At 55.4% G+C, this 19,737-nt stretch carries 18 protein-coding genes; 8 read left to right on the plus strand and 10 right to left on the minus strand.

What is annotated here, in order from left to right:
- Nucleotides 1–241 precede the first annotated feature (241 nt).
- Together fucO and ACL2XJ_RS05325 are read left to right on the plus strand one after the other, a co-directional pair.
- Complete coding sequence (fucO, locus tag ACL2XJ_RS05320) at nt 242–1,393, plus strand: lactaldehyde reductase (RefSeq protein WP_413725876.1); 1,152 nt, start codon at nt 242–244, stop codon at nt 1,391–1,393.
- Between the two features lie 161 nt (nt 1,394–1,554).
- A complete protein-coding gene (locus tag ACL2XJ_RS05325) occupies nt 1,555–2,043 on the plus strand; it encodes an Hsp20 family protein (protein WP_132924886.1) in 489 nt (162 codons plus the stop codon).
- 60 nt (nt 2,044–2,103) lie between these two features.
- Here the strand turns inward: ACL2XJ_RS05325 and ACL2XJ_RS05330 are convergent, their stop codons facing one another.
- Nucleotides 2,104–3,351 carry an NADH:flavin oxidoreductase/NADH oxidase family protein gene (locus ACL2XJ_RS05330; protein ID WP_413725877.1) on the minus strand — a complete coding sequence of 416 codons (1,248 nt, stop codon included), beginning with the start codon at nt 3,349–3,351 and terminating at the stop codon, nt 2,104–2,106.
- 197 nt (nt 3,352–3,548) lie between these two features.
- On the opposite strand from ACL2XJ_RS05330, the gene ACL2XJ_RS05335 reads away from it, so the two are divergent.
- A complete protein-coding gene (locus tag ACL2XJ_RS05335; protein WP_413725878.1) occupies nt 3,549–4,199 on the plus strand; it encodes a TetR/AcrR family transcriptional regulator in 651 nt (216 codons plus the stop codon).
- An 88-nt stretch (nt 4,200–4,287) separates the two neighbouring features.
- Here the strand turns inward: ACL2XJ_RS05335 and ACL2XJ_RS05340 are convergent, their stop codons facing one another.
- Together ACL2XJ_RS05340 and ACL2XJ_RS05345 are read right to left on the minus strand one after the other, a co-directional pair.
- Nucleotides 4,288–5,730, minus strand: coding sequence for an EmmdR/YeeO family multidrug/toxin efflux MATE transporter (locus tag ACL2XJ_RS05340; protein ID WP_413725879.1), 1,443 nt, complete (start codon nt 5,728–5,730; stop codon nt 4,288–4,290).
- Between the two features lie 160 nt (nt 5,731–5,890).
- Complete coding sequence (locus tag ACL2XJ_RS05345) at nt 5,891–7,033, minus strand: winged helix-turn-helix domain-containing protein (RefSeq protein WP_413725880.1); 1,143 nt, start codon at nt 7,031–7,033, stop codon at nt 5,891–5,893.
- Nucleotides 7,034–7,281: 248 nt separating this feature from the next.
- Between ACL2XJ_RS05345 and ACL2XJ_RS05350 the strand changes: the two genes are divergently transcribed.
- Together ACL2XJ_RS05350 and ACL2XJ_RS05355 are read left to right on the plus strand one after the other, a co-directional pair.
- Nucleotides 7,282–7,809 carry an isochorismatase family protein gene (locus tag ACL2XJ_RS05350; protein ID WP_132924866.1) on the plus strand — a complete coding sequence of 176 codons (528 nt, stop codon included), beginning with the start codon at nt 7,282–7,284 and terminating at the stop codon, nt 7,807–7,809.
- Entirely contained in the window at nt 7,806–8,465 is a 660-nt protein-coding gene (locus ACL2XJ_RS05355) for a DsbA family oxidoreductase (RefSeq protein WP_132924864.1), read from the plus strand. The genes ACL2XJ_RS05350 and ACL2XJ_RS05355 overlap by 4 nt, the downstream gene beginning before the upstream one ends.
- 4 nt (nt 8,466–8,469) lie before the next feature.
- Here the strand turns inward: ACL2XJ_RS05355 and ACL2XJ_RS05360 are convergent, their stop codons facing one another.
- Nucleotides 8,470–9,378, minus strand: a complete 909-nt coding sequence (locus ACL2XJ_RS05360) for a LysR family transcriptional regulator (protein ID WP_413725881.1) — start codon at nt 9,376–9,378, stop codon at nt 8,470–8,472.
- 113 nt (nt 9,379–9,491) lie between these two features.
- Between ACL2XJ_RS05360 and ACL2XJ_RS05365 the strand changes: the two genes are divergently transcribed.
- Nucleotides 9,492–10,772: an SGNH/GDSL hydrolase family protein gene (locus tag ACL2XJ_RS05365; protein WP_413725882.1), complete on the plus strand. Its 1,281-nt coding sequence runs from the start codon at nt 9,492–9,494 to the stop codon at nt 10,770–10,772.
- Here ACL2XJ_RS05365 and iraP read toward each other — a convergent pair.
- The 6 genes from iraP to ACL2XJ_RS05395 all read right to left on the minus strand — a co-directional run bounded on the left by iraP (nt 10,769) and on the right by ACL2XJ_RS05395 (nt 17,834).
- Nucleotides 10,769–11,098 (minus strand): anti-adapter protein IraP, encoded by a 330-nt coding sequence (gene iraP, locus ACL2XJ_RS05370; protein WP_413725883.1) that lies wholly within the window; start codon nt 11,096–11,098, stop codon nt 10,769–10,771. The genes ACL2XJ_RS05365 and iraP overlap by 4 nt on opposite strands.
- Before the next feature lie 510 nt (nt 11,099–11,608).
- On the minus strand, nt 11,609–12,610 hold the full coding sequence (locus ACL2XJ_RS05375) for a substrate-binding domain-containing protein (RefSeq protein WP_132924858.1): 1,002 nt from the start codon (nt 12,608–12,610) through the stop codon (nt 11,609–11,611).
- A 61-nt stretch (nt 12,611–12,671) separates the two neighbouring features.
- Entirely contained in the window at nt 12,672–13,709 is a 1,038-nt protein-coding gene (locus tag ACL2XJ_RS05380) for an ABC transporter permease (RefSeq protein WP_132924856.1), read from the minus strand.
- Between the two features lie 52 nt (nt 13,710–13,761).
- The gene (locus ACL2XJ_RS05385; protein ID WP_413725884.1) at nt 13,762–15,267 is read right to left on the minus strand and encodes a sugar ABC transporter ATP-binding protein; all 1,506 of its coding nucleotides are present in this window, start codon (nt 15,265–15,267) and stop codon (nt 13,762–13,764) included.
- A complete protein-coding gene (gene xylB, locus ACL2XJ_RS05390) occupies nt 15,264–16,796 on the minus strand; it encodes a xylulokinase (RefSeq protein ID WP_413725885.1) in 1,533 nt (510 codons plus the stop codon). The genes ACL2XJ_RS05385 and xylB overlap by 4 nt, the downstream gene beginning before the upstream one ends.
- Nucleotides 16,797–16,799: 3 nt before the next feature.
- Nucleotides 16,800–17,834, minus strand: coding sequence for an NAD(P)-dependent alcohol dehydrogenase (locus ACL2XJ_RS05395; protein ID WP_132924850.1), 1,035 nt, complete (start codon nt 17,832–17,834; stop codon nt 16,800–16,802).
- A gap of 204 nt (nt 17,835–18,038) precedes the next feature.
- Here ACL2XJ_RS05395 and ACL2XJ_RS05400 point away from each other — a divergent pair, with 204 nt between their 5' ends.
- Together ACL2XJ_RS05400 and ACL2XJ_RS05405 are read left to right on the plus strand one after the other, a co-directional pair.
- Nucleotides 18,039–18,596, plus strand: coding sequence for a D-lyxose/D-mannose family sugar isomerase (locus ACL2XJ_RS05400; RefSeq protein WP_413725886.1), 558 nt, complete (start codon nt 18,039–18,041; stop codon nt 18,594–18,596).
- A gap of 102 nt (nt 18,597–18,698) precedes the next feature.
- Nucleotides 18,699–19,733 (plus strand): LacI family DNA-binding transcriptional regulator, encoded by a 1,035-nt coding sequence (locus tag ACL2XJ_RS05405; RefSeq protein ID WP_413725887.1) that lies wholly within the window; start codon nt 18,699–18,701, stop codon nt 19,731–19,733.
- Nucleotides 19,734–19,737 lie beyond the last annotated feature (4 nt).

Raw genomic sequence — 19,737 nt, forward strand, 5'->3', positions numbered from 1 at the left:
AAAATGAGATATAGACACGCCGGAGGGGGATTCTTCATTAAATTGCCAGTTTCCATCGGCAGGTGGCAGTGGCAAGAAGGTAATAATACCAGCTCATTATTATAATGGGCGGTATTAGAGCGCGCCGTCATGGTATTTAAAGCAGAAGGTATTTAAAGTTGGCGGACGCAAGCATGGAATCTGAAAACTCAGGGCTTCATGTTTCTTAAAAAAATCTTTTAATCACGTCAAGGTAATTCTCATGACTAACCGAATGATTTTGAATCAAACCGCCTATTTTGGCCGAGGAGCTGTCTCCCATATTATTGACGAAGCGAAAGCCCACGGTTATAAAAAAGCGTTAATCGTCACCGACAAAGAGCTGATGCGCGTAAAAATAGCGACCCGTATCACCGCCCTGCTGGATGAGGCGGGTCTGGCGTTCTCGGTGTTCGATGAAGTGGTGCCGAACCCTACCATCAGCGTGGTAAACCGTGGCGTGGCCGCGTTCAAGGCCGCCCAGGCGGATTACCTGATCGCCATCGGCGGCGGTTCGCCGCAGGATACCAGCAAGGCCATCGGGATTATCATCAATAATCCGGCGTTCGCTGACGTCCGCAGCCTGGAAGGCGTGGCCGCAACGCAAAAACCCTGCGTGCCCATTATTGCCATTCCCACCACCGCCGGCACGGCGGCGGAAGTCACTATCAATTACGTTATTACCGATGAGGAAAACCGCCGTAAATTCGTTTGCGTGGATCCCCATGATATTCCGCTGGTGGCGATTATCGATCCGGATATGATGGCCAGTATGCCGGCCTCTCTCAAGGCCGCCACCGGCGTCGATGCGCTGACCCATGCCATTGAAGGCTATACCACCCTGGCCGCCTGGGAACTGACCGATATGTTCCATATCAAGGCCATCGAGATTATTTCCCGCTCGCTGCGGGCGTCGGTGAAAGGCGATGCGCAGGGCGTGGACGATATGGCCCTGGGGCAATACGTGGCGGGCATGGGCTTCTCAAACGTGGGGCTTGGACTGGTGCACGGCATGGCCCATCCGCTGGGCGCTTTCTACAATACGCCCCATGGGGTGGCCAACGCCATTTTGCTGCCGCATATCATGGAATACAACGCTGCCCATACCGGTGAAAAATTCCGGGCTATCGCCGTGGCGATGGGCCATCCGGAGGTCAAAGACCAGCCCATAGAACAGGCGCGTCTGGCGGCGGTGAACGCGGTCAAGGCATTGTGCAAGGATGTGGGCATCCCGCCGCGCCTAAGGGATGTGGGCGTGAAGGAGCAGGATATTCCGGCGCTGGCCCAGGCGGCGTTCGATGACGTCTGTACCGGCGGCAACCCCCGCCAGACCAGCGTCGCCGAAATCAAGCAGCTTTATCAGGCTATTTATTAAGTGAAAGCCCGCGGATAGCCAACGTACCGATGCCGAGGAAAATCCCTCGGCATTTTTTTCATTTTCGGCCCTTGAAAGCCGCTTTTTTATCCCTATCTAAAGGCTGAGGATTGAAGTAATCCGGTAAAAGGTTGAACTTTTGAACACTCAGGAGATTAGCCATGATCACACATCCGTTTTCACTTATTCCTTCATTCAGCGACTCGCTGCTGTCAGATCGTTTTAATCAAATCGACCGGCTGTTCAGCAGACTGACCGGCGATGAACCGGTTGCCGGCAGTCCCTCTTACGATATCGTTAAAAAAGGCGATAATCAGTACGCCATTACCGTCAGCGTGCCCGGCTACCGTGAATCAGAGCTGAACGTCAGCACCCGCAACGGCCAGTTGGTCATTGAGGGCCGGCATGAAGAAGACAAAAAAACCGAAAAAGACAATTGGGTTCACCGGGGCATCAGCCGCAGCAACTTCTCGCTGCAATTCAGCGTCAATCGCGGCACCAAAGTGAACGGGGCCAAACTGGCCAACGGTTTGCTGGAAATCAGTCTTGAACAGGAAATCCCGGAAGAGGAAAAACCGAAAAAGATCACCATAGAACGGGCCGACGTACAGTCAGGCGGCAGGGTGATTGAACAGGCAAAAGCAGAATAACAGCAAGAGCACGGGGCCGGAAGCTTATTTCCGGCCTCATTTTTTTGACATTTTGCGGTATCAACGTTTCTGCCGATGGGCCATTAATGCGCAGAGATACTCTTTTTCCCAGGCGGCGAACCACGCCGCCGCCGCTTCCCCCTTCAGTTGGAGATCCGGTTCCAATCCGTCGCTCATGCGCTTTAGCTGCATGTTATTCCAAGGAAGCAGATGTAAGAGATCCAGGTTTTTTTCAGGCGCCGGCGCGATGTCCGTTTCCCCCGCAATGAGACGGCGGGCAATATCCGGATCGGCAATCATGGGACGGCCCAGCCCGATCACATCCAGTTCGCCCCGCCGCAGGGCATCCACCATCACCGAACGGGTACGAAAACCGCCCACCACCATCACCGGCATCCTGGCAACGGCCCGGATCGAAGCGGCAAATTCAACGAAATAGGCCTCCCGGCGGACGGTGGCCGCCGGCCAGCCGTCTATCCCCTGATCTTTTAAACTGACGCCGATTACCATGGGCTGTTCCAGGGACCCGCCGGAAAGCTCCAGCAAATCCAGCGACGTATCGTTAAGCATGGCGACCACTTCAAGGCATTCCTGATGGGTGAACCCCCCGCGCTGGAAATCCGATGAATTCAGTTTGAGTCCGATGGGAAAATCCTTTCCTACCGCCTCTCTCACGGCAGCCAATAGCGTCAGCAGGAACCTGGCGCGATTTCTCAGCGAGCCGCCCCATTCATCCCGGCGGCGGTTGGTGAGCGGACTGAGAAACTGCGAGACCAAATAACCATGGGCGCCATGAAGGGACACTCCGGTGAATCCCGCCTCGCGCGTTTTACCCGCGGCGTAGGCGAACTGCGCTATGGCGTGGCGAATATCCTCTTCGGTCATTTCTCTTGGCGGTGCAAAGGTAAAACCGGCACCCCGCAATACATCGAGTTCCACCACCGAAGGGGCCAGCGGCGCCGGATTAATTTCCTGGATCACTTGCCGCCCGGTATGGCTCAGCTGTGCCCAAAAATGCCCGCCCCCGGCTTTACCCGCCTGCGCCAGCCGCGCCAGCTGCCGCATCCCGCTGTCATCGTCGATGACGATATTGCCCGGTCGTTCCAAATGGTTCCGGTCCACCTGGATATTTCCCGACAACAGCAGTCCTGCCCCCGACCGCGCCCAACGGCGATACAATGTTTCCAAACGGGGAGTGGCGTGGTTGGCGTTATCCGCCAATCCCTCGCTCATTGCGGTTTTGCAGATGCGATTGGTGAGCACCGTGCCGCAAGGCAGCGGCACGGGTTCTGAAAGTAAATTCGTCATTAGGGTAGCTATCCCAAAATAAAATGAATGCAAGCCACCGGCAAATATACCCACCATCTCCACAGGTGCAGCCGTGTTGGCTACGTCTGGGAATCCGAAGGATTTTATCTGCCGCCCACAAACGACAGCGATCACTGTCGTTTGTGGGATAGTGACAACTGTCGTATCATCTGTCAAGGCATACCAAGGGGACTTTTATGGTTAAGGTTTGGTCACAGAACGATCCCAAAGCGGCGCTGATGACGCGCAAAAGGAAAATGATTGTGGATGCCGCGTTGCAGGCTTTTCTGGAAAGCGGCTACGGCGAAAGCTCGGTGAACCGCATCGCCGACGCGGCGGGCGTTTCCATTAAAACGCTGTACCGGCATTTCGACAGCAAGGACGATCTGTTCAGCGCGGTAATGCAAACGGCCTGTAACGATGTCGGCAACCAAAACCAGCCCGATGACCTCGAGCCCTTATGGTTCCAGAAGCCTCCGGCGGAGGCGTTTTTGATGGCGGGCCGGGATTATCTGCAACATTCGCTGTCGGCGCCGCAATTGGCGCTTTATCGTGTTGTCATGCGCGACGCCGCCCGTTTCCCGGAAATCGGCCGGCTGTACCGGCAGGAAGTCATCACCAGGAGAGACAGGCTGTTCGCCCGCTACCTTGAACACTGGCTACCGGCGACGGGATGGCGGATAGCCGACACGCAGCAGGCGGCGGCGGTATTTGCCGCCCTGCTCAGGGCCGGATTGTTTGATGATGCATTGCTGGGAAACCCGCTGCCGGACGAAGCACAGATAGAACGCCAGGTCGCCACGGCAAGCCGGCGGATGATGGCTATACTGGATGCCGGCTTAATATAATGCGCAGATAATATACGCCCTTGGGGAATGTCGGACGCGGCCGGCGCCGGCACCTTGCCGAAGGCGCATGCAGACAGGAGCGCGGCGGTTATTTGGCGATTTTGGGCTGGGCGTAGCGCCACAGCCAGCGGCCGCTTTCCATACGGCGATAGAAAAACGCCGCGCGCACGATCCAGTCGAGGAACATCCCCATCCAGACGCCGTTGACCCCCCATCCCAGAATGACGCCAAGGGTATAACCGGCGACGATCCGGCATCCCCACATGCCCAACATCGAGACATACATGGTATAGCGGGCATCCCGGGCGCCCTTCAAGCCGGCCGGCAAGACCCAGGAGGCGGACCAGAACGGTATAAACAGGGCATTCAGCCAGACCAGGTGCTTCACCACCCGGATAACCTCAGGATCGTTGGTGTAGAAGGCCGCCAGCAGTCCGGCGAGAGGTATCGATAACAAGCCTAATAAACAGACGCCGACATTGGACAGCCCGAAGATAAACTTCAGTTGGCGCACCGACTGGAAGATTTGACCTTTACCCAGCCGGGTGCCGACGATAATGGTGGAGGTGGAGCCCAACGCATTGCCGGGCAAGTTAATCAAGGACACAATGGAGAACGCGATAAAATTACCGGCAATGACCGCGGTGCCCATACCGGCGACAAAACACTGCGTAATCAGTTTGCCGCCGTTGAACAGCACCGACTCGATGCTGGCGGGCAGGCCGATACTCAGCACATCAAGCAATACCGCCGGATTAAGGGTGGTGAAATAGCTTTTCAGGGGCAATCGCAGGGCATGATTTAGCTCGGACCGCAGCACCATCAACACCATGGCGGCGCCGATATAACGGGAAATGGTCAGCCCGAGGCCCGCGCCGACAAACCCTAGCCCATGCCAGGAAAAACTGCCGTAAATCAGCACGCTGCTGATAACTATATTGATAATGTTCATGCCGATATTAATGACCATCGGCAGTTTGGTATTGCCGGCGCCGCGCAGGGCGCCACAGCCGATCAGGGCAATGGCGGCGGCCGGATAGCTCCACACCGTTACCCGCAAATAGCTGAGGGCCAGGGTTTTCACCATGGGGTCGGCCTGGTTGGCAATCAAATCAATAATCCACGGGCCGGTGAATTCAATCAGCAAGGCGATGGCAACCGACACCAGCGTTAACAGCGTAATGGACTGCCGGGCGGCGGTACGGGCCTGTTTACGGTTACGTTTGCCCAGATTAAAGGCCACCACCACGGTGGTGCCCAGGTCAACGGCGGCGAAAAAAGACAGGATCACCATATTAAAGCTGTCCGCCATACCCACGGCGGCCACCGATTCCTTGCCCAGCCAGCTGACCAAAAATGTGCTTAGCACCCCCATCAGGAGCACACAAAGATTTTCAATCAGGATAGGTATGGCCAGCGGAATGACTTCACGGCTTAACAGAACACGGTTGGAATGCCGCTTTTGATACCAGGTGGCATGTTTAAGCTTTTCCGTGAGTAAAGCGCTGTAGTTTACCAAAAGGTTTACCAAGATGATTCCGGTCAGACGGCTAAGGGCGCAGGGAGTTGTCTTTAAAAGAATGTGTAATAAACACCGAATAGGCAATATTTTTTAATAAATATTTTAATAAAGTTTATTTCAAACAAAACGACGTTTTGTATTAACCCAAACTACAGGGGTGCTGCTATGGTCACCCTTGCTGGAAACGCTCGAACCTGCCCAACGCTTCATCAATCAATAGCTGTAATTCCGGACGTTGCTCCACCATCCAGGTCCATTGCCGTACCAGTAATTTCCCCGACGGGCGGTCCATCTTCAGGTCAATGGCGGCGACGATTTCATCCCCTGCCAGCACCGGCAGCGCAAAATACCCCAATTGACGCTTAGCGGCCGGCACATAAGCTTCAAAACGATGTTCATAGCCGAAAAAGAGCTGCAGACGCTTACGCTGGATAACCAGCGGATCGAATGGCGAGAGAATATGCACCAGAGGAGACGACCGGGGATCCGGTTGCCGCTCCAGCCATGCCGGTTCGATCCAGTGCGGGGCCTTCGGACTGCCCTCGATATGCACCGGCGCCAGCCGTCCGCGCTTCACCGCGGACTCGATGGCCAGGCGTATCGGCGCTTTGTGCTGCGCATTACCGTAACAAATGGACTCCACGCTGACCATGCCTTGGGATTGCAGCGCCCGGCGCAGCAGATAATCCGCCAGTTGGGCATCGTTAACCGGCCGCGGCCGCCGGCGCCAGCCAAAATGGCGGCTGGACAGATCATAGGACTTGACCATGCCCGTGCGCTTGCTGACCGTCAGATCGCCGGTAAAAAAGCCGTAGCGCAGCGCCCGCCTTGACGGCTTGCGGCTGCCCCAAGGGTGGGTTTTTTCCACCAGCGCTTCGTCGATATCCCGGATCGACAGCGGTCCTCCGTCACGAATGCGCCGCAGCAGTGCGCTATAGTCGTTCGCATCCAATCCGGCAAACGACGGACTTGGCTCGGCGCGGAACCGGTCCATGGCCGAAACATACATGCGGTAAGCGGAGGACGGCACGTAGGCCAGGGCATGGGTCCAGTATTCGAAAACCGATTTGTCCAGCGACTGCGCCAAATCCAGGTCGGCGCGGCTATAGGCCGGAATGCGGCTATAGAGAATATGATGATGGGCGCGTTCAATGACATTAATGGTATCGATTTGTATGTAGCCTAAATGCTCCGCCGCCAACCTTACCGCTTCGGGTCCCTCGCCAAAAGGCGCGGCAACGTCGAGCCGCTGCGCATGGAGCCAGATTTCCCGTGCCCGCGCAGGGGATATCGCAAAAGAGTGGTCAGGCATATCCAATACTCATCTCTCGTCTGTCAGCCCCCGCCTGGAATGTCAAACCGGCGCTATCGGGGTATGCTATAAATCAGTCTGTCCAGGCCATCGCAGCGCGGTTGTTTTATTCTCGATCCCGTACATAACAGATGAACCGAGCAGCACAGCCAACGTACCTGAAACCGTCAGTATGACGGGTATATCACATTATTAATCAGCGTGCTTGGTCGTAAATGTCAATTCAGACAGGCATTCAAGGAGCCGCCATGACGGGTAATAGTTTATTGCTGGTGATTGATATGCAAAACGGGGTTTTTGCCACCCCCCGTTTTGACCGCGCCGGCCGGGTAGCGCGCATTAATCAGCTGACGGCCCGCGCCGGGCAAACGATTTTCATCCAGCACGCCGAAGGGGACATGGCCGAAGGCAGCGAACTCTGGCAACTGCTGCCGGAGCTGCATCGGCCGGCGGGGGCTATTTCGGTCACCAAAACCGCCTGCGATGCTTTTTATCGCACCCCATTGGACAATATTCTGGCCGAACTGGGGATAACCCACCTGACCATTTGCGGCTGCGCCACCGACTATTGTGTCGATACCACCGTGAAAATTGCCGCCAGCAAGGGTTATGCCCTAACCATTGCGTCCGATGCCCATACCACCGCCGATCGCCGATACGTTTCGGCGCAGGGGCTTATCGCCCAGCATAATGAAGTTTGGGCCGGGCTTTCGATACCGGGTAATACCATTACCTTAAAAACCACCGAGCAAATTTTAAAGGACAACCCAATATGAACATGTTGAAAATTGATTTTGTCTCGGACGTTTCCTGTCCCTGGTGCATTATCGGCCTGCAGGGTCTGGAAAAAGCCCTTGCCGATCTGGGGGATGAAGTGAAAGCGGACATCGTTTTTCACCCCTTTGAGCTCAACCCGGGCATGCCGGCGGAGGGTCAGAACCTGATTGAACACGTGGGGGAAAAATACGGCTCGTCACCGGCCGAAGCGCAGGCCGGACAGGAGAGGGTTCGCCAGCGGGCGCAGGATGTGGGTTTCATCATTAGCAACCGCTTTCCCGACGGCCGGATCTATAACACCTTCGACGCGCACCGGCTGCTGCATTGGGCCCGCCTGGAAGGCCGCCAGCATGCGTTGAAACGGCTGCTGTTCACCGCCTATTTTACCGACGGGCAAAACCCCTCCGATCGCGCCGTACTGCTGCGGGCGGCCGAAGACGCGGGCTTGGACGCCGCCGCCGCGGCAGAAGTGCTGGATACCGGCCGCTATGCCGAGGAAGTGCGGGCGGATGAGCACCGGTGGCTCAGCAACGGGGTCAACTCCGTCCCCACCATTGTCATCGACAACAGCCAGGTGCTGATTGGCGGCCAGCCCGCCGCCGCGTTTCGCGGCGCCATTCTTGCGGCGCTTGAGGCCCGCGGCGCCAAAGCCTGATGTTTTAGCGGGCCAGGTTGACGTTCTCCACCAGGAAGTCCAGCACCGCCCTGACCCGCAAGGAGAGATAGCCTCCCTGTCCAAGGAAGACCGCATGGACGTCTTCGCTATCGCCGGGATTGAAGGCCTCCAGCACCGGCACCAGCCTGCCGGCGGCCACATCCTCTCGGACCTGGAACAGCGCCAGGCGCGCCAATCCCGCGCCCGCCAGCGCCAAACGGCGCAAACCCTCGCCGTCGCTGATCCGGACGCTGCCGTTCATCGGCATAAGGGTTGTCGCCCCGTCGCCCAGTAACGGCCATCCCGCCATTGAGCGCATATAATTCGCCCCCAGCCGGTTATGCCGCGCCAAATCCTCCACCCGTTGCGGCGTGCCGTTTTGCGCCAGATATTCCGGCGATCCGACTATCACCATTTTCGTCTGGCCGAGTTTGCGCGCCACCAGGCCGGAGCTTTTCAACGGCCCGGCGCGCACCGCGATATCCGTCCGCTGTTCGAGGATATCGATGACCTCATCGGCCAGGGTGATATCCAGGCTTATGTCGGGATAACGGGCCATGAACGCCGGTACCAGCGGCAGCAGGAAATGGTGTCCGAAGGGCACGTTGGCGTTGATTCGCACATGCCCCCGGGGGGAACTGCCGGCGGCGGCTCCCTGCTCGGCGTCTTCCAGATCGGCCAGGATGCGGATACCGCGCTCATAAAACACGCAACCTTCGGGAGTCAGCCGCAGTTGCCTGGTGGTGCGGTTAAGCAGGCGCGCGCCTAAGCGCTTTTCCAGCCGGCTTATCAGCTTGCTGACGGCGGATGGCGTCATGTTGAACAAACTTGCCGCCATGGAGAAACTGCCCTGCTCCACCACCCGGACAAACACTTCCAGTTCACCGGCGCGATTGATTTCTAATCGGGACATATGATTTCAGGTCACAATTCTTAGTCGTATCGACAGTCTATTTCATATCGGGGTTTTAATTCATTATTTCTTCACGGCAGTCTTATGAATTCATAAGTGGAGAAAAAAGAATCGTGGCGAAACCTCTTTATCAGCACCGTCTCTTGACGGATTTTATCAGCCTATTGGCGGCGTTAGCGCTTCTCTCCCTGCCGGCACGGTACGCCGGCGCAGCGCAGGCCGCCCATTGGGTAAGCAGTTGGACCGCCAGCCCGCAAGCGGTATGGGGAAAGGATTTCCCCTTCCCCACCCATATCCCCGATGGGTTAAATCAGCAGACGCTGCGCCAGGTGGCGAGAATAAGCCTGGGGGGAAAACGTCTGCGGATAGTGTTCTCCAACGCTTACGGGCAAACGCCCTTGACGCTTGGCAAAGCATCGGTGGCGCTGGCGGGCGACCGGGGCGCCATTGACATGGGCAGCCTTCATTTACTCACCTTCGGCGGGAAAACCACCGCCGCCATTCCCCCCGGCGCACCCCTGGTAAGCGACCCGGTGGACCTGGCCGTCCCCGCACTGGCCAGCCTGGCGGTGAGTGTGTATTTGCCCGGCCCGACGCCTACGACAACCTTTCACTGGGACGCGCGGCAAACGTCCTGGATTGCGGTGGGCGACCAAAGCCAGGCGGAAAATATCAGCATCAATCAGCCCGTTACCGCCCGTACCCTTTTAAGCGCTGTTTTAGTGGATGCCCCACGCACCGGCGGTACGGTAGCGGTTATCGGGGATTCGGTGACGGATGGCAACGGCGCAACGATGGATGCCAACGCCCGCTGGCCCGACTTTCTGGCCCGGCGCCTCGCGCCGCGGGGCGTAGCGGTGATTAATGCCGGTATTTCCGGCGCCCGCCTGTTGTCCGATGGCATGGGGGCCAATGCCCTGGCCCGGTTTGATCGGGATGCTATCCACCAGGCCGGCGTACGCAGCGTTATCGTCCTGCTGGGCATTAACGACATCAGCTGGCCGGGAACGCTCTATGATCCCCTTGGCCCGCTGCCGTCGGCGGACGGGCTTATCGCCGGATATCGCCAGTTAATCACCCGGGCCCATACCGGTGGGATCCGCATCATCGGCGCCACCCTGCCCCCTTTCGAGGGCGCCCTGCCGGGGACGCCGCTGGACAATTACTATCGTGCCGATAAAGATGCGCTACGCCGCCGGGTCAATACCTGGATCCGCGAAAGCCATGCCTTTGACGCCGTGATTGACTTCGATGCCTTGCTGCGTGACCCGGCCCGCCCTGCCCGGCTCAAACCGGCATTTGATTCGGGAGATCATCTCCACCCCGGCAATGCCGGCAACCGCGCCATGGCGGATGCCATAGACCTGGAACTCTTAACGCCGCCCCGGCGTTAATCCCCGGCGCGGTCTCCTTCTAAGGAAGGCGTGGTTTCGGCAAGAGGTTCAGCGTGAACCTCAACAAAATGGGTAATCGAGACCAACCGATTGATATGCATTAACAGGAGATCCGCGTCCGACCGCAAAATTTCTTTGGATGCGAGGGTAGCGGCGGTTATGGCCTTGAGGATATTGGTGGACAAAGAGTCGTGTTCACCTTTTTGCAACGTTAAACACATCGCGGCCATCAGCAGAGATTGTGCATCCACCTGCGCGGCAAGGTCTTTCGATTGAGCATCGATTTTTGCCATTTTAATGAGAATTGACGAAATTAAATTTTGCATAAGAGTGGCTCAAGGGTAAGCGGGCCGGTCGGCGTAGCTTAACAGAATAGCTCGAAAACATTGGGCATGATTTGCGCCATGAGCAGAATAGAATAATATCGGATGCTTTTTTGATGTATCTATAATATTGATTGCGTTGAATGAACTCTTTTTCGTCATTTATTTCCGGCTAAGCATCATTTGAAGCAAGCAGATAAATACGCACTATCGGAATAAACAGTGACTTTATCGCCGCCGCATACGGGTTGACAGGCGGCGGAACACTGGGGATGTTAGAAAAGCCGAGGCTGAGAGATATGATTTATGATGGACGCCCATGGCGGATGGCCGCCCCGGCTGAATGAAATAGTGATTTCATTCAGCCGCAACAGGCGCCAACCAGAGCGTCCATCTGACCCGAACACATCACGCTTGTTGGCTTTATAAGGTTTAACCCACGGCCAATAATGCTGAATTTCCGTGATTTAAGCCCTTTATATTGCCAGGAACGGGATCGAGAAATAACACAGCCTACTTACGGGCATCCAGCAGTTGCTGCGCGTTGTCCACGGTCACTTCGGTCCAGGGCACCGCATAACGTTGAGCTGTGCCGTCCTTCCAATCCATCTGGCCTTTATACTGCTGCCAAATGTCCGACTTGGGCTGGTAGCTGCTACCTTTTACCGCGCGTAAGGCCACATCGATGGAGCCCTGCATTTGCGCATGGGCATCCTGCAGAATGGACACCATTTCACCTTGCTGCACGGCGCGTATGGCATCCGTCACGCCATCAATACCGCCGATGGAGAAATCCTTCACATTCAGATTCGCTTCTTTTATCGCTTCTATGGCGCCGAGCGCCATTTCGTCATTCTCACCGATCACGCCGTTGATTTTGCCACGGTGTTTCTGCAGCCAGTTTTCCATCAACGGCAGCGCTTCCGCACGGGACCAGTTGGCGGTTTTGCGTTCCAAAACGGTGACATTGCCCTTGCCGCATTCGGCAATGGCTTTATCTATGCCCTGACCGCGCTGGATTTCACCGGATCCGCCGATGGGTCCTTCGAAGATAACGACATTACCTTTGCAATTCATCTTTTTCAGGACGGCCTTGGCGTCAAGATATCCCCCCAGCACATCGTCGGATACCACTTCACTGGTCATTTTGTCGGTATTCAGACGGGCATTGGTGACGATAACCGGAATCTTGGCTTTATTGGCCATGGTGACCACATCAATATTAGCCTCGTAATCCATCGGGTTGACGATGATGGCATCCGCTTTGGTTTGTATCGCCGTTTCGGCCTGATTATTCTGCACCATCGGATCGTAGCGACCGTCATACATGGTGATTTGCACATCGCCGTTTTTGACCTCCGGATGCTCTTTCGCCGCCTTTTCCATGAGCTGGACGAATTCGGCTTTCATACCGTACATCAAGACGGAAATTTTAACCGGAGCGGCCTGTGCCGCCGCTGACATACAAAGCATCAGTGAAGAGGCAATAAGGGTTAATTTCGTCATTTTTTTCATATTTTCTCCTGGATACAATATAGGGTAATGGCTAGGTAGAGATAAAACGTCAAATTTCAAATTAATCACGCTGCTGCTTACGTGACGGATCCAGCATTACGGCAATGACAATAAGCGCCCCCTTGATGATCTGTTGGTAATAAGACTGTACGCCGAGAAGATCCAAGCCATTATTCATGACGCCGATAATCAAAACCCCGAATAACGTGCCCACCAGCGTGCCGATACCGCCAACCATACTGGTACCGCCGATAACGACGGCGGCAATAGCATCCAATTCATAGGCAGTGCCCGCGCTGGTTTGTGCGGAGCCGGTGCGGGCCGTCAAAATCAAACCGGCAATACCCGCCATCGCGCCGCATAATGTATAAACCAAAACCTTGATTTTCAGAACATTGATACCGGAAGTACGGGCGCTTTTCTGGTTACCCCCCACCGCGTAGACATAACGGCCGAACGTCGTTTTATTCAGCACAATCCAGGCGAGAACCAACAGAACGGCAAACAGCACCACCGGCACCGGGATGCCGAGAATATAACCATTCCCCAGCCAGCGAAAATCATCGTTCAGCTGAGATACCGGATTACCGTCGGTGGTCAATAAAGACAGGCCACGGGCGGCGGAAAGCATGCCCATGGTGACAATAAAAGGCTGCAGGCGGTAACGCGCCAGAATAGTACCGTTGATCACGCCGCAGACCAAACCGATCCCGAGGGCAACCAGCGTCGGTATCAGTATCGCATTCGCCGTGTCGCCAATGGCCATATTGCTGTTGGTGGTGGCGAACCGGGCGGCCACAATACCCGCCAGCGCCAGCACCGAGCCTACGGACAAATCTACTCCAGCCGTGATAATGACAAACGTCATACCGATGGCCAGAATACCGTTAATGGAAATCTGTCGAAAAACGATTAATATATTATCCTGGCTTAGAAAATAATTACTCGACCAGGCGCCGTTGGTCACTTGCACTTCACCAATAACCGTGACAGCAAGACATAAAATAAAAAAGGCGATGATAATGCCGTATTTATGCAGGCGCCGCTTATTACGATTAAAAAACGAAGCGCGTGGCAAAGCAGAATATGTGCTATTCATAATAAAGTCTCTTAAATATAAGGTAGTCGATAAATTTTCCGCAATATACGGATTAAACGGCTAACTTCATCAAGTCCGCCTGCGTTGCTTTATCACCTGATAACTCCCCGGCCAGACAACCGTTTCTAAACACCAGGATTCGATCGCTCATACCAATAATTTCCGCGAGTTCTGAAGAGACCATAACAATGCCTTTATCCTTAAGCGCAAATTCTGACATAAACCGATAGATTTCCTTTTTGGCGCCCACATCAATCCCGCGCGTCGGCTCGTCCAGCAGCAATACCTCCGGATCCAGTAATGCCCAGCGGCCCAGCACCACTTTTTGCTGATTCCCGCCGCTCAGGTTACTGACGATATGTTCGCTATCCGGCGTTTTTATGCCGAACAGCTTGATCATCTCATCGGCGCGGCGCTGCTGCTGTTTGCTATCGATAAATCCCCCGCGGCTGATGGCGGGAAAGGAAGCGATATTGATATTTTCGGTCACTGAGCTGCTCAAGACCAATCCGGTATCCTTGCGATCTTCCGTAACGTAGGCAATGCCCGCCTTGATGGATTGCGCCGGCGAGTGCTTATGCAAAAGACGTTCGCCGATATGGATCGTCCCTGAATCCGCATGATTGATACCGAAGATAAGATCGAGAAACTCGCTGCGTCCCGACCCCACCAGGCCGTAAATACCCAGTATCTCTCCCTGCTTGAGGGTCAGGCTGATATTATGAACCTTGTCCTTCCAGCTTAATCCTTTGACTTCCATCAAGACTTTTTCACCGGGGGAGTTGAATTTGGCGAATTCATCTTTGAACTCGCCGCCGATGATATATTCGATCAACTGTTCACGATTGATGTCGCTGAGAATCCCTTCGTGGATATAGGTCCCGTCCCGGAAAATAGTATAGCTATCCGCTATTTGGAATATTTCGGAAAGACGATGGGTAACATAAATGATCCCCTTTCCCCGGGCGGCAAGCTGTCGAATCACTTGAAATATTTTTTTCACATCCTCCTCGCCGATGGCTGAGGTGGGTTCGTCCATAATGATGATATCGGCATCGGAATGGGAAAGCGCTTTCGCGATTTCCACCAGTTGCTGCTCGGCGACGCTCAGATTACGCATCTTCTCCGAAGGAGAGATTTTAAAATCCAGACTTTTCAATAACTCGACGGTTTGGGCATTCATCATTTTAAAATCGATAAAACCCAGCTTGCGCGGCTCCCGGCCCAGATAAATATTCTCCGCCACGGTAAGATCGGGAATAGTACTTAATTCCTGCTGCACAATGGCCACGCCGGCATCCATGGCCTCGCGGGGATGAGCGAATTCGCAGCGTTTGCCGTGAATATAGATTTCGCCGCTGTCCGGCTGGATAAACCCCATCAGAATACTGAGAAAGGTGGATTTTCCGGCCCCGTTGCCGCCGCATAGCGCATGTATCGACCCGCGCCTTAGGCAAAACTCGATATTCTTCAGCGCCACCACGGGACCAAAGGACTTTTTAACCCCGGTGACTTCAAGCAGATACGTGGGTTCGGGAGTCAATGCGTCATCATTCATAAAGCCACCTGTGCATATTCTTTATTCAGCAACGCAAGATAATTTGCATAAAGGTCGGTATAACGCTGCTGCTGACGAGGAATGGGCCGTGTCAGGGTGCTTTCATCCAGCTGCACGAACTTTTCGCAAAGCGCGGACAGCAGGTCGGACGCCGCCGGTACCGGTTCCCCCGGCGTCGCCGCCGGCTGTAATCCGTCGCACCAGGCGGCCTGGATGGCGGCCCCCAGCGCGGCGGTTTCATTTTGCCGCAGGCATACTACCGGGCAATCCATGATATCTGCCACCATCTGCCGCCAATGCCGGCTCTTCGATCCCCCGCCGATTAGCCTTATTTCCGTGGCGACGATCCCCTGGCTGCGGAACAGATCCAGGCCGTACCGCAGGCCGAAGGTGGCGCTTTCCACCACGGCACGGCAGAGATTGTCTTCGGTAAAGTTGTCGGTATCCATGTTGTGCAAACTGGCTTTGGCATAAGGCAAGGCCGGCACCCGTTCGCCGTTGAAGAACGGCAGCATCAAGATTCCGCCGGCGCCGATTTCCGACTGCTCCAGCGCCTGGTTAAACCGCACCAAATCCTGTTTGAACAGCTTCTGGACCGCGGACGTCGCCGAGGTGACGTTCATGGTGCAGATAAGCGGCAGCCAGCCGTTATTGCTGGAGCAAAAGCCGGCGATCATCGCCGAATCCGATATCACGGGAGTATCCGAATACGCAAACAGCGTGCCGGAGGTTCCCAGGCTCATGGTAACCCGCCCCGGCCGGGTATTGCCGGTGCCGATGGCGCCCATCATATTGTCGCCGCCGCCGCTGGCGACCCGGGTGGTGACATTGACCCCCAGCCGCTCGGCCGCCGCCGGGCATACCGTTCCTATCAGGCTGTCGGCGCTCACCAGAGGCGGCAGGGCATTCCATAACCTGCCGCTGTCATCAATGAGTTCTACCGTATGCCGGTCCCAACAACGGCGGCGAACATCAAACAAACCGCTGCCCGAGGCGTCGCCATATTCGGCGACGCGGTTGCCGGTAAGCCAGAAATTAAGGTAATCATGGGGCAGAAGCACCGTCTCCAGCCGCTGCCAAAGCGCCGGATGGTGGATTTTCAGCCAGAGTATCTTTGACGCCGTATAGCCGGTGGCCACCATAAGACCCAAGTGTTCGATGGAGCCTTTGACGCCGCCCAGCAGCGCCAGCAGCCGGTCGTTCTCCTCCGCGGTTTCGGTGTCGCACCAAAGCTTGACCGCCCGCAGCACCCGGCCCTCCTTGTCCAGCGCAACAAAGCCGTGCTGCTGGCCCGAGACGGCCATGGCCGCGATATCCGCCGGCGATATCCCGGCGGCCTTGACCGCACGCCCAAACGCCAGGCACAAGGCATCAATCCACCATTGGGCATCCTGCTCCCGGCGCCCGTTGGAGTTGGAAATCATTTCATGCGGCGCAGAACCCTCGCCAAGGGTTGCCCCCTGCTCGGTATCGATAATGACGACCTTGGTTCCCTGGGTCCCGCAGTCAATCCCGGCATAAAGAGGCATGTTTTACTCCATTTCCAACATGATTTTGATATCTGTAGGATTGCCCGCCGCCGCGCGCTCAAAGGCTTCTATGCCTTCGGCAAATTTGTAGGTGGCTGAAATAAGCGGTTTGACGTTCAATTTTCCGGAACTCAACAGGCGCAGGGTGCGCGGATACATATTGGCGTAGCGGAAAATGGTTTTGAACGTCACTTCCTTCGCCTGGGCGGCCACGATATCCAACGGCGCGGCGTCTATGGGCATACCGATCAACACCGCGGTGCCCCCCGGCGCGATATGTTCGCTGACGGTGGCGATAGCCGCTTTTGAACCGCTGCATTCAAACACGATATCCACGCCGTTGCCGCTGGTCAGTTCGCTGACCTTTTGCGCCAGTTGGCCGCTTTTGATGTTTACCGCGTGCAGGCCCTGATAATTGGCGGCAATTGCCAGTTTCTCATCGAATACATCGCAAATGATGACTTCCGCACAGCCCCCGGCCAGGGCGGCCAATGCCGTTACCACGCCGATGGTGCCCGCTCCGATCACCAGGGCGATGTCGCCGGGTTTGATGCCGGCTTTGGTTGCCGCGTGCATGCCGATGGCTAAAGGTTCAACCATAGCCCCTTCGGCGAAACTCACATTGTCCGGCAGCGGGAAAGTAAAGGCGGCGGGATGGATCAGGGTTTCACGCAGGCTGCCGTCGATGGGCGGCGTCGCCCAGAAACGCACGGCCGGGTCGAGATTGTAAATGCCCGCGCGGGACTGCGGCGACTGCATGTCCGGGATGCCCGGCTCCATGCAGACCCGATCGCCCACCTTGATGTGCGTGACTTTCTTGCCCACCGCCAGCACGGTGCCGGAAGCTTCATGGCCCAGCACCATGGGAGCCTGAACGACAAAAGGTCCGATACGTCCATGCTGGTAATAATGGATGTCGCTGCCGCAGATGCCCACGGAGTGGATTTTGACCTGAACGTCGGTTTCCCCCAGAGTTTCATCAAACGCTTTATTCTGAATGGAGATTTTGCCGGCTTTCTCTAGCACTAATGCTTTCATTTGATCGCTCCGAAATTTATCATTAAATGATATCGATAACATTGATTGATGCAAATCCTAATGGAAAGCTTGTTATTATTTTGTGACGGAGTCAGAACTTTTATTAAATATTCGAAAGTATTATTTGTGACGACTCAGTGCATACAACACGCCGGCATGGGTTCGCCTTTTAAATGAAAACGATAACATTATTAAGGGGATAAGATGATCAACACCTCTCGTACCAGTGCTCTCGAACAAACGCAGCATATGTTCGAATCTGCTCATATCATGTTAACGGCAAAAGAAAGGGAAAACATTGAGATAGCTGATTTCGGCCTGGGTGATTATCCCCGTTCGGGACTGCAACTGCTGACCTATATCAATTCGCCGCGCTACTGTGCCAAAGAGCTGGTGCTGTTGCCCGAGCAGACCTGCCCGGAACATCTTCATCCCCCTTTCAATCAGGGGCCGGGCAAGCAGGAGACGTTTCGCTGTCGCTGGGGGGAAGTCTATCTGTTTGTGGATGATGATAGCCTGACGCCGAATAAACGCCAGGACGGTTCCCTCATGTGCCGACCGCCGGAAGGCTTTGAAAAATATTATACTTGTCATAGATATATACTCTTAAGGCCCGGCGAACAATACACCATCGCCCCCAATACCCGGCATTGGTTCCAGGCCGGTACGCAGGGCGCCGTCGTGTCGGAATTCTCCTCGGAAAGCCGCGACGATTACGATATTTTTACCGATCCGAAGGTCGTGCGCGCCTCGACGCTCTAATGCCCGCCGGCGACAACCGTCTCCGGGAGACTGGCATCATCAGCATTGTTATGTCATGATAGAATAATGATGCACAATGATAGCTTAGACTGTGGGGCGCCTGTGGTAGCATCTCGACATCGGAAGGCGACGCTGGAGAGCGTCGCGGCTCAATCAAATGTTAGTAAGATCACCGTGTCCAGAGCCTTTACGCATCCGGAAAAAGTTCATCCCGACACGTTGAAACGCGTCCTGGACGCGGCTGAAAGCATGGGTTACATCGTCAATGCCGCGGCCCGGACCCTGCGGGCCAAGGCCAGCAAAACCATCGGGATCGTCAATCCCGATATGAGCAACCCTTTCTTTGGGCAATTGGCTAAAGAGATGACGCTGGCCGCGCATAAAGAAGGCTATGACACCCTGATTTTCGATTCCTATGAGTCACAGGAAATAGAAAACCGTATCATTGACAAGCTCATCGGCTACGGCGTCGATGCGATTATTCTTTCCGTTATTTCTTCCGACAGGTCCTATTACCCCGCCTATTTGAAACGGCTGGAAATACTGAATATCCCCGTGGTTTTGGTGGACCGGGATCTCAACGTCAAGAACTGCAGCGGGGTATATATCGATAACCTTGACTGCGGGCTACAGGCCGGCCGCTACCTGCTGTCGAAGCAGGTCAACCGGGTGGTGGTGGTTTCAGGTCCGGAAGACTCAAACGTATCGCGGGATCGCATCATTGGAATCAGCGCGGTATTACAGGGAGCCATTGAGAATCTGGACATATTGCACGCCGATTTTTTCATGATGCCGGCCTACCAGGTCACCAGCCGCTATATCGAAAGCAATCCCCTGCCGGATTATTTTGTCGGCACCAATAACCAGATTTCCCTGGGTATCATCAAGTCCTGTATCGATCATAAAATAAAACCCCAGAAAGATGTCTCGCTGTTCAGTATTGACGAAATACCCGATGCCAATATCTACGGTTTCAGCTTTCCCTGCATCGCCCACAACATGAATGAAATTGCCTATCAGGCGCTGAATCTGGCCATCAGAAGGGCCACGGATGCGGATGTCGAACCCAGCAAAGTGATCATCCGTGGGAAAGTCATTTACCCCGGCTCCGTGACGGCGCTGCCGAGCAAAGGGTAAAGAC

Origin of the sequence: Sodalis sp. RH16, assembly GCF_047324245.1 — a bacterium.
Taxonomy (GTDB): Bacteria; Pseudomonadota; Gammaproteobacteria; order Enterobacterales; family Enterobacteriaceae; genus Acerihabitans; species Acerihabitans ligni.